18 protein-coding genes are annotated in these 13,735 nt (G+C 47.9%); 1 reads left to right on the top strand and 17 read right to left on the bottom strand.

Annotated features, from left to right (window positions below):
• The first annotated feature begins 327 nt into the window (after positions 1 to 327).
• Positions 328 to 1,407, top strand: coding sequence for a nucleoside recognition domain-containing protein (locus ABXS75_11670; protein ID XCP83735.1), 1,080 nt, complete (start codon positions 328 to 330; stop codon positions 1,405 to 1,407).
• A gap of 8 nt (positions 1,408 to 1,415) precedes the next feature.
• On the opposite strand, the gene ABXS75_11665 is transcribed toward ABXS75_11670, so the two are convergent.
• The 17 genes from ABXS75_11665 to ABXS75_11585 all read right to left on the bottom strand — a co-directional run bounded on the left by ABXS75_11665 (position 1,416) and on the right by ABXS75_11585 (position 13,731).
• The gene (locus ABXS75_11665) at positions 1,416 to 2,012 is read right to left on the bottom strand and encodes an ATPase (GenBank protein XCP83734.1); all 597 of its coding nucleotides are present in this window, start codon (positions 2,010 to 2,012) and stop codon (positions 1,416 to 1,418) included.
• A 27-nt stretch (positions 2,013 to 2,039) separates the two neighbouring features.
• Positions 2,040 to 2,519: a pantetheine-phosphate adenylyltransferase gene (gene coaD, locus ABXS75_11660; GenBank protein XCP83733.1), complete on the bottom strand. Its 480-nt coding sequence runs from the start codon at positions 2,517 to 2,519 to the stop codon at positions 2,040 to 2,042.
• Entirely contained in the window at positions 2,516 to 3,079 is a 564-nt protein-coding gene (gene rsmD / locus ABXS75_11655; protein ID XCP83732.1) for a 16S rRNA (guanine(966)-N(2))-methyltransferase RsmD, read from the bottom strand. The genes coaD and rsmD overlap by 4 nt, the downstream gene beginning before the upstream one ends.
• A 175-nt stretch (positions 3,080 to 3,254) precedes the next feature.
• Complete coding sequence (locus ABXS75_11650; protein XCP83731.1) at positions 3,255 to 4,451, bottom strand: glycine C-acetyltransferase; 1,197 nt, start codon at positions 4,449 to 4,451, stop codon at positions 3,255 to 3,257.
• A 16-nt stretch (positions 4,452 to 4,467) separates the two neighbouring features.
• The gene (gene tdh / locus ABXS75_11645) at positions 4,468 to 5,520 is read right to left on the bottom strand and encodes an L-threonine 3-dehydrogenase (GenBank protein ID XCP83730.1); all 1,053 of its coding nucleotides are present in this window, start codon (positions 5,518 to 5,520) and stop codon (positions 4,468 to 4,470) included.
• A 241-nt stretch (positions 5,521 to 5,761) separates the two neighbouring features.
• The gene (locus tag ABXS75_11640) at positions 5,762 to 6,202 is read right to left on the bottom strand and encodes an ACT domain-containing protein (GenBank protein XCP83729.1); all 441 of its coding nucleotides are present in this window, start codon (positions 6,200 to 6,202) and stop codon (positions 5,762 to 5,764) included.
• 76 nt (positions 6,203 to 6,278) lie between these two features.
• Entirely contained in the window at positions 6,279 to 7,214 is a 936-nt protein-coding gene (locus ABXS75_11635) for a mechanosensitive ion channel domain-containing protein (GenBank protein ID XCP83728.1), read from the bottom strand.
• Positions 7,211 to 8,086, bottom strand: coding sequence for a peptidoglycan editing factor PgeF (gene pgeF / locus ABXS75_11630; GenBank protein XCP83727.1), 876 nt, complete (start codon positions 8,084 to 8,086; stop codon positions 7,211 to 7,213). The genes ABXS75_11635 and pgeF overlap by 4 nt, the downstream gene beginning before the upstream one ends.
• The gene (locus ABXS75_11625; GenBank protein ID XCP83726.1) at positions 8,086 to 8,448 is read right to left on the bottom strand and encodes a YraN family protein; all 363 of its coding nucleotides are present in this window, start codon (positions 8,446 to 8,448) and stop codon (positions 8,086 to 8,088) included. The genes pgeF and ABXS75_11625 overlap by 1 nt, the downstream gene beginning before the upstream one ends.
• Positions 8,449 to 8,463: 15 nt before the next feature.
• The gene (locus ABXS75_11620; GenBank protein XCP83725.1) at positions 8,464 to 9,225 is read right to left on the bottom strand and encodes a ribonuclease HII; all 762 of its coding nucleotides are present in this window, start codon (positions 9,223 to 9,225) and stop codon (positions 8,464 to 8,466) included.
• Between the two features lie 40 nt (positions 9,226 to 9,265).
• On the bottom strand, positions 9,266 to 9,862 hold the full coding sequence (gene lepB / locus ABXS75_11615) for a signal peptidase I (GenBank protein XCP83724.1): 597 nt from the start codon (positions 9,860 to 9,862) through the stop codon (positions 9,266 to 9,268).
• 6 nt (positions 9,863 to 9,868) lie between these two features.
• Positions 9,869 to 10,714, bottom strand: a complete 846-nt coding sequence (ylqF, locus tag ABXS75_11610; protein XCP83723.1) for a ribosome biogenesis GTPase YlqF — start codon at positions 10,712 to 10,714, stop codon at positions 9,869 to 9,871.
• 92 nt (positions 10,715 to 10,806) lie between these two features.
• Positions 10,807 to 11,394: a signal peptidase I gene (gene lepB / locus ABXS75_11605; GenBank protein XCP83722.1), complete on the bottom strand. Its 588-nt coding sequence runs from the start codon at positions 11,392 to 11,394 to the stop codon at positions 10,807 to 10,809.
• 96 nt (positions 11,395 to 11,490) lie between these two features.
• A complete protein-coding gene (gene rplS / locus ABXS75_11600; GenBank protein XCP83721.1) occupies positions 11,491 to 11,838 on the bottom strand; it encodes a 50S ribosomal protein L19 in 348 nt (115 codons plus the stop codon).
• A 119-nt stretch (positions 11,839 to 11,957) separates the two neighbouring features.
• Positions 11,958 to 12,785, bottom strand: coding sequence for a tRNA (guanosine(37)-N1)-methyltransferase TrmD (gene trmD, locus ABXS75_11595; protein XCP83720.1), 828 nt, complete (start codon positions 12,783 to 12,785; stop codon positions 11,958 to 11,960).
• A gap of 13 nt (positions 12,786 to 12,798) precedes the next feature.
• Positions 12,799 to 13,311, bottom strand: coding sequence for a ribosome maturation factor RimM (gene rimM / locus ABXS75_11590; GenBank protein ID XCP83719.1), 513 nt, complete (start codon positions 13,309 to 13,311; stop codon positions 12,799 to 12,801).
• 189 nt (positions 13,312 to 13,500) lie between these two features.
• Positions 13,501 to 13,731 (bottom strand): KH domain-containing protein, encoded by a 231-nt coding sequence (locus ABXS75_11585; protein ID XCP83718.1) that lies wholly within the window; start codon positions 13,729 to 13,731, stop codon positions 13,501 to 13,503.
• Positions 13,732 to 13,735 lie beyond the last annotated feature (4 nt).

Raw genomic sequence — 13,735 nt, 5'->3', positions numbered from 1 at the left:
GGGGGCTTAGGAAACTTTAAAATCTTTGGAATACCAGGAAAGTGAAATGGAACATGAGAACGGTGTCTAAAATGATATCTAAAACGATAGCGGTACGAAGAGGATTTTTGCCTGTTTTTATTGCCAAGTATACCTAAGTGATCGTCCAGTGGACGTTCATCTCGTTCATAAAATACTTCAGCCACGAAAGACTCTCCTTTTTTGTTAACCGTTTATTTCTTTCAATTTATTCCGGCGGCAGCCAGAATATTCAAAAACAGAAATAGAAAACATATTTCAGCGGCTTATCCCATACATTTTTCTAGAGACTTATTTTTAGGAGAGATTATGAAACGATTTGCTCTGATCGGAGGACTTTGTACTTTTTTTCTGTTGATGCTGCGTTTCCCGAATGCCTGCTTTGCGGGGGCCGCAAGCGGGCTGCTGCTCTGGTTCCAGACGGTCCTCCCTACTCTGTTCCCTTTTCTTGTGATTACGTCCCTTTTGGTACAGACGCGTGCCATGGAAGGGATTTCCCGCATTATAGCTCCGGTACTGTGCCCCATTTTTAGGGTATCCAGGGTCTCTTCCTTTGCAATATTAGGAGGCTTTCTCTGCGGATATCCCGTCGGGGCCAAACTGATCTCCGATTTGCTGGACAACGGCTACATCAGTAAGAGAGAGGGAAATTATCTCCTGTCCTTTTGCAACAACACAAGCCCTATGTTCGTGATCAGTTATCTGGCCTGCCAGAATCTTCATGAACCACGGCTTGGGATTCCTTCGCTTATCATCGTCTGGTTCTCTCCTGTTCTCCTTAGTTTTTTGTTTCGGAGAATCTGGTCTGTGCGAGGATCCCGGCGGGCAAATCATTTGACGGTTTTTCGCCAGAAAGGTTGCAGCCGACGGGAGCAAATGCTTTGCAAACATAAGGAAAGCCGGCGAGAACAAACGCTTTGCAAACAGGAGAAAAACCGGCGAGAGGAGCGTTTCGACAGATCTCAGATCTCCGGGCAGGAGGCCTCTGAGCATTCCCAGCAGCCACGTACTTTCGCTTCTGCCCTGGACTACAGCATCATGAGCGCCTGTGAGAGTATCATGAAGGTCGGCGGTTATATCATCGTATTTTCCATCGTCCTTGAGCTTTGCCGCCTTTTGCCGCTTAGCGGTTTTTTCTGGGAAATGCTTTGCCTTCCCTCCCTGGAAATCACAAGTGGGATTCAGACGCTTTGCGGGGCCTCCCTTTCTTTTCCAATGCGGTACAGCCTGACCCTGGCGCTTGTTTCCTTTGGAGGGTTCTGCGCCGTGTTTCAGACGCAATGCATGGTACAGCGGCATAAGCTCAGCCTTGCTGCCTATACATTAGAAAAGCTGGGCACCGCGATGGTGTCCAGCCTGCTTGCACTTATTTATATATATCTTTCCTGAAATCGTACTTATTCCATTTCGGAAGCATCCCCGCCGAATTCTGCTTCCAATCCACGGGAAGATTTATCCGGAATCTCCAGCTCTGCCCGGTTATTGCGGACCATATCATAGCATTCCTGAAGGGAATTCAAAAGTCCGTCGTATTTGGTCGTGTACATATCCAGCGTATGGCCGATGATGTTCTCCGCATTCGCCATAAGATCATCCGTATACTGCATAGCGCCGATGCGGATATCGTTGGCGTCATTGGTCGCGTTATCCAGAATCTGCTGTGCCTGCTCAGTGGCAGCCATCACGATCTCATTCGCCTGGGAATATGCCTGCTGCATGATCTCATGCTCGCTTACAAGCTCGTTGGTGTGAACCTGTGCTTCTGCAATCATACTCTCTGCCTTTGCCTGTGCGTCGGCAAGAATGGCGTCCTTGTTCGCGATGATCTTCTGGTAACGTTTGATCTCGTCAGGTGTCTTCATGCGGAGTTCTCTTAACAGTTCGTCCATCTGGTCCTTGTTCACGATGATCTTAGTCGTGGACAGAGGCTGGAATTTACAACTGTCGATGTACTCTTCAATTTCTTCAATAATTTGCTCAATACGGCTGCTCATAATTTACACTCTCCTTCTTGCCACATCTTAACGTGACATTTTTTCTTTGACTCTACATGCCACAGCCTCGGGAACAAATTGAGAAATGTCTCCGCCAAAAGCCGCGACTTCTTTGACAATAGTAGAACTCAGGTAAGAATATTTTAGATTGGTGGTCAAAAACATAGTCTCAACGCCTGCCTCTAGTTTGTGGTTGGTCTGCGCCATCTGTAGTTCATATTCAAAGTCGGTAATTGCACGCAGCCCGCGGATCACCAGTCTCGCGTCTATCTCCCTCGCAAACTGGACCAGCAGTCCGTCAAACGGCACGATTTTCACGTTGGGTAGTTCTTTCGTCACTTCCTCTAACATTTTAACACGTTCTTCAACAGAAAACAACGGCATTTTTGCATTATTGCGCAATACACCGATGACAAGTTCGTCGACGATCTTACTGGATCTGGTGATGATATCCAGATGACCGTATGTAACCGGGTCAAAACTTCCGGGGTAAATTGCTTTTATCATGATTCTTGTTCCTTTCGTTCTGCAAATATATGAGCATTTGTTTTGTATTCTTTGCATTTGATCAGGGAGTAGCCCATCTCTTCCAGATAGGAAAAATCCGTCTCAAGAGAGGCTTCCACGATGATCAGGGCGTCTTTGGCTAACAGAGAGGAAGATGCAAGAGCCGCAAGTACCTGCTTTTCCAGAAGGTGGTCATACGGAGGGTCCATAAAAATATAGTCGAACGTTCGCCGTCCCTCCAGGGAGGCGATGGCGGTCAGAACGTCCGTCACCAGGACCTCGGCATTCTCCTCCAGTCGGGTAAATTTCAGGTTCTCGCGTATGCAGTTTGCCGCGCGGGGATTCTTCTCCACAAAGACAGCGCTCCCGGCTCCCCGGCTGAGCGCCTCAATTCCGATGGCGCCGCTTCCGGCAAACAGATCCAGAAATGAGGCATCTGCAAGTCCATGCGCGATCATGTTGAACAGTGTCTCTTTTATGCGGTCTGTGGTGGGACGGGTATCCATCCCTTCTATGGTCTTAAGCTGAAGTCTCCTGGCTTTTCCTGCAATTACTCTCATCTGGTTTTTCCCCCCTGACTTTTGTTTGATTATACTTTTTTGTGATATATTTGTCAATCCCGCTTTACCCAGGTTCGTGTTTCTTTTGAAATACATAAATAAAAATGGAAGGCCCGGTACATACCCAAAACAGATATGCACCGGACCTTTCCGGAGGGCTTATCTTTGACGAGGACTAACGTCCAATCTCTTCCCGTGTCTCAATAAAGCATTTTACGATGAAATCGATATCTTCCTTGGTGTGGCTTGCACATACCTGTGTACGGATTCTTGCTTTTCCCTTCGGAACGACCGGATAAGAAAAGGCAACGACATAAACACCTTTTTCCATCATTTTCTTCGCGTACTCTCCAGCAAGACGCTCATCGTAAAGCATCACCGGTACGCAGGGGTGGGTTCCCGGAATGATATCAAAACCATTCTCCACCAGCTTCTGACGATAATATGCGGTCACTTCCTCCAGATGGTCGCGAAGCGCGGTGCTCTCTTCGAGCATATTGAACATCTCGATGCTGGCACCTGCGATAGCCGGGGCCAGGGAGTTGGAGAACAGGTACGGACGGCTTCTCTGACGGAGCAGATCGATGATCTCTTTTCTTCCGGAAGTATATCCGCCGGAAGCTCCGCCCAGGGCTTTGCCGAGAGTTCCCGTGATGATATCGACACGTCCTTCCACGCCGCAGTACTCTGCAGTTCCACGTCCATGCGCTCCTACAAAGCCGACCGCATGGCTGTCATCTACCATAACGAGTGCGTGATACTGGTCTGCAAGGTCGCAGACTCCTTTTAGGTTGCAGATAATCCCATCCATGGAGAAAACGCCGTCTGTTGCAATCAGCTTGATTCTTGCTCCGGCCTCATCGGCAGCTTTTAACTGTGCTTCCAGATCTTCCATGTTATTATTCTTATAGCGATATCGTTTTGCTTTGCAGAGGCGGACGCCATCGATGATGGAGGCGTGATTCAGTTCGTCACTGATTACCGCATCCTGATCGGTCAAAATGGTCTCGAACAGACCGCCGTTTGCATCGAAGCATGAGGAATACAGGATCGTGTCATCAGTTCCGAGAAAGCTGGAGATCTTCTGCTCCAGCTGCTTATGAATATCCTGTGTTCCGCAGATGAAACGTACAGATGCAACGCCATAGCCTTTCTCATCATAGGTCTTTTTTGCTGCCTCGATCAGTCTCGGATTATCGCCAAGTCCCAGGTAGTTGTTCGCGCACATACAGAGCAATTCTCTGCCGTCTTCCATGATCACCTTTGCTCCCTGCGGAGAGACAAAAGGCGCTTCTCCCTTGAACAGTCCTGCCTGTTTAATATCTTCTACTTCTTTTGTATAAATGCTTAAAATATCGTCTTTACGTGCCATGTTCTTTCACTCCTTCTTAATCGTTGATATGCGCCCAGTCCAGAATAACTTTTCCGGATTGTCCGGAAATCATTGCCTCGAACCCTTTTTCGTAGTCCCGGATATCAAAATGATGTGTGATGATCGGGGAAATATCAAGTCCTGCCTGTATCATGGTAGACATCTTATACCAGGTATCCCATACCTTTCTGCCGTAAATGCCCCGGATATTCAATCCGTTGAAGATCACCGTCTCAAGATCGACCTGCGCGTCGCGTCTCTGCAGACCGAGAAGCGCGATCTTGCCGCCATGTTTCATGTTGTGTATCATATCGGAGAGACCCGGCTGGCTGCCTGACATCTCAAGCCCGATATCGAAGCCTTCCGTCATTCCGATGTCCTTCATGACATCTTCCAGCTTCTCTTCTCTTAAATCTACGGTTCTGGTCGCTCCCAACTTCTTTGCCAAATCCAGACGATAGGTGTTCATATCGGTAATGACCACATGTCTCGCACCGGAGAATTTTGCGATAGCCGCCGCCATGATCCCAATCGGGCCGGCGCCGGTGATCAGCACGTCTTCTCCCAGCATATCATAGGAAAGCGCGGTATGTGTCGCGTTTCCAAATGGATCAAAAATCGCATAGAGTTCTTCCGGAATGGACGGATTACAGGGCCATACGTTGGAGGACGGAATCACCAGATATTCGGCAAATGCACCGTTTCGGTTCACGCCGACGCCCTTGGCGTCTTTACAGTTCTCTTTGTGTCCTTCCAGACAGTTTCGGCATTTCCCGCAGGTGATATGTCCTTCGCCGGATACCAGATCACCAGGTTTGAATCCCTGTACGCCCGTGCCGACTTCTACGACTTCTCCCACGTATTCGTGGCCGGCAGTCAGACCGATCGGAATGGTGTGCTGTGCCCAATCATTCCACTGGTAAATATGCACGTCTGTTCCGCAGATTGCATTTTTGTGAATTTTGATTTTGACATCATTCGGTCCGACTTCCGGAATCGGTACACGCTTCATCCAGAGTCCGGGCGCTGCTTTTTCCTTGACAAGCGCCCACATCATATTGTCGTTCATCTTATTTTACCTCCCACTTTCCGCCAGTGTTACACTGCTTTTCTTATCTTTATTATACGAACAGGAGGGGATTTTTTCAATCCTTTTTCCGTGATAGACGAACATTCTACATGCAAATGTTTTTGTACTACGCACACATACAAATGTCTTTCTGTAAAAAGCATTTTTAAGCAAAACGTATAAAAACAGACAGGGATTTCTGTCTGTTTTTAACAAATGCCTATGTGCAATTTTAACAAATTTATTCTCTTCCGACGATTTCAAGTGTATGGACACCCAGGTTTTTTTCCAGATCCTCCACCAGTTGGGACATGTTCCCCGTTGCCGCTAAGACCTCCACACTGATGGTCAGGGTGGCCACTCCATTTAGTGGGATACTCTGGTGGATCGTCAGGATATTCGCCTTATATTCTGAGATTTTCTTCAAAAGCTCTGCCATGACTCCCGGGGTATCATCCAGCAGGATCACCATGGTCACTGTCTGACCCTTTTCGTTCTCGTGGAAGGGAAAAATATCTTCTTTGTATTTATAGAAGGAGCTTCGGCTGATCCCGGTGAGCTCTGTTGCCTCCTGGATACTCATGCCCCGGTTGGAGGCGAGCAGGCGTTTCGTCTCCACCACCTTGAGAAGTACCTCCGGAAGGGCTTTCTTTTTTACAACATAATACTTCGTGTGTTCCATTTGTGCTCCTTTTTCTGTGTGCAGGGCGCCAAAATATAACTGCAGTGTATGTCTGAGACTTGTCTCTTTAGTGAAGCTACTGCATTTCGCTCAAAGCCTCCTGTTTTACGTGGACGGTCATTTGGTTATACGGGATTACGATACCTTTCTCGTCAAAGATCAGTTTGATCTCTTCCAGCATGCGCCAGCGTGTCGGCCAGTAGTCTCCCGTCTTTACCCATGCCCTCACTCCGAGGCTTACGCAGCTTTCTGCCAGGCTGTCTACGAAAACGTTATGATCCATTTCCTTTTCAACGCAGGGATCGTTTTTCAGAATATCGCGCAGGATATCCTTGGCAAGTCTGAGATCCGATTCGTAGGAAATGCCTACCCGCAAATCCAACTGGCGGAAATCTTTATCCGTCACATTGGTGAGGCTGCTGTTTGCCAGTATTCCGTTGGGAATCACGATGGTACGGTTATCCACGGTGGCAAGTTTTGTGTAGAAAATCTGAATCTCTTTTACGGTGCCTTCGTTTTTATGCGTATCTTCAATAATGTAGTCTCCCACGACAAAGGGCTTCAGGGTCAGGATCAACATTCCGCCTGCCAGGTTCGACAAGCTTCCCTGCAGGGCAAGACTGACGCCAACGCCGGCTGAGGCTACAAGGGCGGCCACGGAGGTGGATTCTACTCCCACCCAGTTCCCGATGATCAGGAGCAGGATGATATGAAGTCCGAACTTTGCAAAGGAATCTACAAACTGTCTGACACCGGTGTCCGATCCGGCCCTTTCCATTGAAGCTCGGATTAATTTGCGAATCCAGTTGATCAGTTTATGTCCCAGCCAGAAAAGGAAAAGGGCCAATAGCACTTTGATGCTGAAATTCAGGATGCCGGGAAGTTTTTCGCGGAAATATTTACTCAATTCATCTACCGTAGAGACCGTCTCCTGCACACTTTCCTGCAGTGTCTCCTCCACGAGATCTGCCGCAGCTATGCCGATGGCGCAATGTAAATTTTCTAAGATCATTCGTTCTCCTCCTTTAGTGCCAGAAAGGCCGCCAGATTTCCTCGTTTTCCCTGAGAAGCTCTGTGGGAGAACAAGAGATCAGGATTACAGCAGGTGCATACATTATTTACGGTCAGATGTGTGGGGAGGATTCCGGCGTCCAGAAGAACCTGTTCGTTTGCCTTCCAGAGGTCTAGCTGATACTTTCCGTTCTCCTTGGAATAAAACAGGCGCGACCACACTTCCTTTGGAAATGCTTGTTTGAACTGATCGATCACATCCTCACTGACCTCATAACAGTCCTGACAGATTGATGGTCCGATCGCAGCATAGATATCTTCAGGGCAACAACCGTATGTCTCCCTCATCTTCTCGATGGTGACACGCCCCATTTTCCCTACAGTTCCCCGCCAGCCGGAGTGGCTGGAAGCGATCACACGCCGGACGGGGTCCACAAAGAACAAAGGAACGCAGTCTGCGTAGAAGGTTACCAGACAGATCCCTGGCACGTTGGTCATAAGTCCGTCCACATCCGTATAATCTTTTTCGCGTATGACGCCTTTGCCGGCATCCTCGCGCGTAACGAGCCGTACATTCGTGGTGTGGGTCTGGTGCGTGGCGACCATCTGCTCCACCTTAACGCCAATAGCATCCGCCATACGCCTATAATTCTCCAGAACGTTTTCAGGATCGTCGCCCCGTGTGTAGCTTAGGTTCATGGAGGATAGATATCCCGTGCTGACTCCTCCCAGACGTGTGGAAATCCCGTGATTTACAACGCCTGTTTTCTCCAAAAGTGGAAATTTCAAAAAGGGGACGGGGTCATTTGCAGAGTCAAAACCTACTTCCTGATAGACCTTTGTCTCCCCCTTATATTGTAATCTATGATTCATTATGAACCTCCTGTGTATTGAAATGCATCTTTTACAAGGGTAAATGTTGTTCCTGTAATGCCAAGTACGTCAAAACGGCAGGGAATGTCGGTGAGCTGTTTTGCGGACAGATAGTTTAGCGCTGCGTACCATAATCTACGCTGCTTTTTTGAGTCAACAGCCTCCAGCGCATGTCCGCTCTCATCGCCTTTGCGATATTTGACCTCGCAGAAGACCAGAGTTTCCCCTTCCATGGCCACAATATCAATCTCAGCGTAGCGGCATCGATAGTTATATGCAAGAATCCGATAGCCCTGTTTTTCCAAAAATTCTCCGGCAAGCTGTTCGTAGTGTGTCCCGGCTGCCCTGCGGTTTCCTGCCATAGAATCGTCCTTTCTTTAGATAAAGTGAGTGATAAATGTTTTCCGGTGAATCGGCGTGGGTCCAAATTCACGGATCGCTTCAATGTGTTTTGCTGAGCCATAGCCCTTATGACCGGCAAAACCGTACTGTGGAAGAACCTTGTCGTATTCGATCATAAGGCGGTCCCTGGTCACCTTGGCAATGATGCTTGCCGCCGCAATGGAGACGCTTTTAGCGTCGCCTTTGATGATGGCCTCCTGGGGGATATCGACTCCCGGTATGGTCACAGCGTCATTGAGTAAGATATCCGGGCGCACGCCCAGGTTCTGGATCGCTGCCCTCATAGCCTCGTAGGTAGCCTGCAGGATGTTGATCTCATCAATCCGGCCAGGCCCTGCCATGCCGACGCCTACGTAGAGCGCCTTCTCCATGATCTCATCGTAGAGGGCATCCCGCTGCTTTGCCGAAAGCTGTTTTGAATCATTCAAATAGAGAATCTCGCAGTCTCTGGGAAGAATCACTGCGCCTGCCACAACCGGTCCGGCCAGAGGGCCTCTTCCGGCCTCGTCAATCCCGCAGATATAGGCGGCGTCGGGATATTTGTGCTCATAGTTCCACATTTGCTTAAGCCGCGTCAGTTCTGCCTGTAATTTTTCTTCCGCGCGGCGATATTTTGCAATCAGTTTCTGTACGCCGCTTCGCTCATCTGTCTCATAAAGAGCAAGAAGCTCTGCCTGTTTGGAACCGGCGTTTTTCAGTTCCTCCTCTATCTGGCGGATATTTTTTTTTGCTGTCATGTGTCTTATCCTTCTTATCCTATCCTTACAAATTCTACGTTTACTTATGCTGGATCATTCCGATTTTGTTAAATGGATAAATCCTGACCCATGCTCTTCCGATCAGCTGGTCCCGATGCAGCACCCCGACGCTGGGATCCCGGCTGTCCGAACTGTGATTTCGGTTATCACCCATAACAAAATATTCATCTTCTCCCAGAGTAATAGGCTCAGCCGCTGTCATGGCATTTTTAATCGGTTCCGCCCCATAGATTTCATCGGCCAGAAGTTCACCGTCTATGTAGACGCTTCCGTCGATAATCTGAATCGTCTCGCCGGGCATTCCGATGATTCGTTTGATATAGTATACATTTTCCGCATGCTGATAGGGGAAAACAATGATCTCGTACCGCCGCGGGGCGCGCAGACGATAGGAAATCTTGTCCACGATCAGGTTGTCGCCGTCCTGAAGGGTAGGCTCCATCGAATGACCGTCCACCTTCGTTCGCTGCCCTACAAAAGTGATGATCAGCCAGGTCATGCCAATGACGATCAGGAAATAAATGGCCCACCCGCCAAGTTCTACCAACACATTCTGCTCCTTTTTCGGCTCTCGTTTCTCTTCTGTCTGTTCCTGTTTTGCTGCCTTTGTTGCCATCACTTTCTACTCCTTTACAAATTCCAGTGTGATCCTGCCTATTTTCCCGCCGCGGAAATCGTCCATGAGAAGGGACGCCGCCTTTCCGGTATCCGGTACGCCGCCGCTTCCAAGGCATTTACGGCTTTCAGTAATAGCCAGGAGACAGGCGTAGGGATCTTCTGCTTCCTGGATGTTATATTTGGAGGCAAGAACTCCCGGATACGCAGCTTTTAAAAATGTAATAAGTTCTAAAGCTAATTCTTCCAGGTTCATGATATCATCTTTAATGGCGCCAATCAGAGCCAGACGAAGTCCCACCTCCTGGTCTTCGAACTTGGGCCAGAGAATCCCGGGGGTATCAAGAAGCTCCACATTCTTATTGAGCCGTATCCATTGTTTTCCTTTGGTGACGCCCGGTTTGTTACCTGTCTTGGCACACGCTTTTCCGGCAAGTGAATTGATAAAGGTGGACTTCCCTACATTGGGGATTCCCACCACCATGGCACGTACCGGGCGGTTTAGGATTCCCCGTTTCCGGTCGCGCTCTAGCTTTTCCTTACAAGCCTCCTGAATCACGCCCTGGATTGATTTGATTCCCGCACCGCTGCGGGAGTTCACCTTTACAACGTGATAATTCTTTCCTTTAAAATACTGCATCCATTCCTCAGTACATCTGTCGTCGGCCAGGTCTGACTTGTTCAGGAGGATCAGTCGTGCTTTGTTCTTCCCCAACTCATCGATGTCGGGGTTCCGGCTGCTTTGCGGAATCCTGGCATCTACCAGTTCGATCATTAGATCGATTAATTTTATATTCTCCTGCATCATGCGGCGTGCTTTCGTCATATGACCAGGATACCATTGAAAATTCATAATATGGTTGCTCCTCTGCTTATCATTTTTTAAAGACTCCTGCGTCGGGCGATGTTCGTTTCGCAGGACACATTTTCCTGTGAAATAAATAACTACTCTTTCATGGAAATGAATCCAAAATGTTTGCCGGGGGCAATGATGAACCATGCCTTTCCCTCAATCTCAGAGCGTTTTACATTGCCGATATCCGCGATCCGGCTGTCGCCGCTGCTTTCCCGATTGTCTCCCAGCACGAAGAATTCATCTCCCTCCAGTGTAATCTCCTCCACGGCAAGTCCAGGATCTGTGATTTCGGAAGTCTTGTAGTCTTCCTTTAATTTCTTACCATTTATGTAAATCTCGCCTTCCCTGATCTGCACCGTTTCGCCGGGAAGACCGATGATACGCTTGACATAGGAATGAAGATTCTCATTTCCATTAGGTTTGAAAACGATGATATCTCCTCTTTTAGGCATACTGGCGTCGTAAATGATACGGTTGACCAGTACCACGTCACCATTTTTCAGCACCGGACTCATGGAATCGCCGATATTACTTACCCTCTGGCCGAAATACCATACAAACACAAAAGCAAACAGACAGACGATTGCAATCTGAAGTATCCAAAGGAGGGCTTTGGGCACCCACTCCAGGTCCATCCTCCTCTTCGTCTCTTTGCCGAATTTTAAATCTCTGTGCATACTCCACCTCTGTTTTTCACAAACTCTGGTATCATCATATCGTATAATTAAGAAAGGGACAAGTACCTTTTCGTATTTGTCCCTCATAAGCATTTACTATTTTACTAATTCTTTTACTTTTGCTCTCTTGCCTACGCGTTCTCTTAAGTAGTTCAGTTTCGCACGTCTTACTTTACCTCTGCGGACAACTTCTACTTTCTCTACGTTCGGAGAGTGCAGCGGCCATGTCTTCTCAACACCGATACCGTTAGAATTCTTTCTTACTGTAAATGTTTCTCTTGCTCCACCGCCCTGTTTCTTCAAAACTGTTCCTTCGAACACCTGAATTCTCTCGCGGTTACCCTCTTTGATCTTTCCGTAAACCTTTACGGTGTCACCAACGTTAAACTGGGGAGCATTCTCTTTTAACTGTGCTGCTTCGATATTTTTGATGATATCGTTCATGTGTGTGACCTCCTTCATATTTTGACGTTCTTAATACCTTCTGTACCAGAGGACCATCTCTTTTTTTCTCACAACATGAGATATTTTAGCACATACTTATCTTTTTTGCAAGCGATTTCTTAGGATTTTTGCAGTTTTTCACCACTGGCTTCTTCCTGCTCCTCAATCGTCTGCCTGACCAGTTCCTGCTCTTTTTTTGTAAGTTCGGCATGTTCAAGAAGGTCCGGCCGCCATTTGGCTGTACGGATCACGGATTGCTCTCTTCTCCATTTTTCCACGTTAGCGTGATGGCCGGAAAGAAGGATTGGCGGTACCTGCCTGTCGTGCCAGATCTCTGGTCTGGAATACTGTGGATATTCCAGTAGATGATCCTGAAAACTTTCAAACTCTGCGGACACATCGTTGTGCAGGACTCCCGGAATCAGACGGCTGATCGCGTCTACTATCATCATAGCGGGGAGCTCGCCTCCGGTAAGCACATAGTCTCCGGCTGAGACGTAATCGGTCACGATCTCTTCCAAAACACGCTCATCAATCCCCTCATAATGGCCGCAGAGCAAGATAAGCTCCTCTTCTTTTGCGAATTCTTCTGCCATGGCCTGACTAAATGGTCTGCCCTGCGGGGACAGATATACGACCCGTGGAGTTTTTCTACCTGCCAGGGTTACCTCATTTTCCTCCGGCGCTGCACCGCCCGGGGGTTCTAATATACCGGAATCCTCGCAAATCGCCTTCCAGGTCTGATAGACCGGCTCTGCCTGCATCAGCATACCGGCGCCGCCCCCATACGGATAATCATCTACGCTCTGATGCTTGTTGAACGCATAGTCCCGGATATTCCATGCTTTGATCTCCAATATACCTTTTTCCACCGCACGCCCGATGATACTGGTACCCAGTCCATTCATGATCATATCCGGAAATAATGTCATAATATGAAATTTCATTCTTCCAACCTCTCTATATAAGACCGTTCATGATGTGGACAGTCATCCTGCGTTTCTCAAGATCCACGTCCAGAATACACTCGTGGATTGCCGGAAGAAGCACTTCGCCGTGTTCCTTGCTGTCTACCACATAGACATCATTTGCCCCGGTCTCCATAATATCCTTTAAGACGCCAAACTCTTTGCCGTCCTCCGTATAGACGGTTAGTCCCAGCATGTCCGCCACGAAATATTCATCCTCTTCCAGTTCAACCGCATCCTCGCGTGAAACGAAAAGAGGCATCTTACGGTATTTTTCAATATCATTAATGTCATTGATCCCTTTGAATTTCAGGATCACATATTGTTTGAAATACTTCACATGTTCGATTTCAAGTGGAAGCTGTGCCCGTCCGGTATCCAGGATCACCTGCTTTAAATCATCAAACCGTGTCGGATCGTCGGTGGTCGGAAACACCTTTACTTCCCCTTTGATTCCATGTGTGGAGGTGATGACTCCCACCTGTAAATACTCGCTATTTATCATCTTATTCTCCCATATTTTGCTGTAATCAATTAACCTTGTTTTTGCCTTTGAGATGAAGGGCTATCGGACCTTCACTCAAATATGCATGGCAACCAACATAAGGTCCACTGAACCTTATTTCAAGCATGCCTGGCAACTGCGGTAAAAGAAAACGCAGATAAACAAAATTACCTGCGCCTTTTCTCTCTGCTATTGCATAATCTCAACTACGACCTTCTTGTCCTCTTTTGCTGCCGCAGCCTTTACAACAGAACGGATTGCTTTTGCAATACGACCCTGTTTGCCGATTACCTTTCCCATGTCATTATCCGACACATGTACTTCGATTACAGTGGTCTTACCTTCCTGTTTTTCTGTAACCACAACACCCTCTGGATTGTCAACCAGTGCTTTTGTGATAACTTCAACTAAATTTTTCATCACC

The organism is Roseburia hominis, assembly GCA_040702975.1.
Lineage (GTDB): Bacteria > Bacillota > Clostridia > Lachnospirales > Lachnospiraceae > Allocoprococcus > Allocoprococcus hominis_A.
This window is presented reverse-complemented; position numbering and strand designations above follow the sequence as displayed.

Excerpts from the sequence above, each read along its gene's own strand:
- ABXS75_11670 (XCP83735.1), top strand. The coding sequence starts at position 328 with ATGAAACGATTTGCTCTGATCGGAGGACTTTGTACTTTTTTTCTGTTG.
- ABXS75_11665 (XCP83734.1), bottom strand. The coding sequence starts at position 2,012 with ATGAGCAGCCGTATTGAGCAAATTATTGAAGAAATTGAAGAGTACATC.
- coaD (XCP83733.1), bottom strand. The coding sequence starts at position 2,519 with ATGATAAAAGCAATTTACCCCGGAAGTTTTGACCCGGTTACATACGGT.
- rsmD (XCP83732.1), bottom strand. The coding sequence starts at position 3,079 with ATGAGAGTAATTGCAGGAAAAGCCAGGAGACTTCAGCTTAAGACCATA.
- ABXS75_11650 (XCP83731.1), bottom strand. The coding sequence starts at position 4,451 with ATGGCACGTAAAGACGATATTTTAAGCATTTATACAAAAGAAGTAGAA.
- tdh (XCP83730.1), bottom strand. The coding sequence starts at position 5,520 with ATGAACGACAATATGATGTGGGCGCTTGTCAAGGAAAAAGCAGCGCCC.
- ABXS75_11640 (XCP83729.1), bottom strand. The coding sequence starts at position 6,202 with ATGGAACACACGAAGTATTATGTTGTAAAAAAGAAAGCCCTTCCGGAG.
- ABXS75_11635 (XCP83728.1), bottom strand. The coding sequence starts at position 7,214 with ATGATCTTAGAAAATTTACATTGCGCCATCGGCATAGCTGCGGCAGAT.
- pgeF (XCP83727.1), bottom strand. The coding sequence starts at position 8,086 with ATGAATCATAGATTACAATATAAGGGGGAGACAAAGGTCTATCAGGAA.
- ABXS75_11625 (XCP83726.1), bottom strand. The coding sequence starts at position 8,448 with ATGGCAGGAAACCGCAGGGCAGCCGGGACACACTACGAACAGCTTGCC.
- ABXS75_11620 (XCP83725.1), bottom strand. The coding sequence starts at position 9,225 with ATGACAGCAAAAAAAAATATCCGCCAGATAGAGGAGGAACTGAAAAAC.
- lepB (XCP83724.1), bottom strand. The coding sequence starts at position 9,862 with ATGGCAACAAAGGCAGCAAAACAGGAACAGACAGAAGAGAAACGAGAG.
- ylqF (XCP83723.1), bottom strand. The coding sequence starts at position 10,714 with ATGAATTTTCAATGGTATCCTGGTCATATGACGAAAGCACGCCGCATG.
- lepB (XCP83722.1), bottom strand. The coding sequence starts at position 11,394 with ATGCACAGAGATTTAAAATTCGGCAAAGAGACGAAGAGGAGGATGGAC.
- rplS (XCP83721.1), bottom strand. The coding sequence starts at position 11,838 with ATGAACGATATCATCAAAAATATCGAAGCAGCACAGTTAAAAGAGAAT.
- trmD (XCP83720.1), bottom strand. The coding sequence starts at position 12,785 with ATGAAATTTCATATTATGACATTATTTCCGGATATGATCATGAATGGA.
- rimM (XCP83719.1), bottom strand. The coding sequence starts at position 13,311 with ATGATAAATAGCGAGTATTTACAGGTGGGAGTCATCACCTCCACACAT.
- ABXS75_11585 (XCP83718.1), bottom strand. The coding sequence starts at position 13,731 with ATGAAAAATTTAGTTGAAGTTATCACAAAAGCACTGGTTGACAATCCA.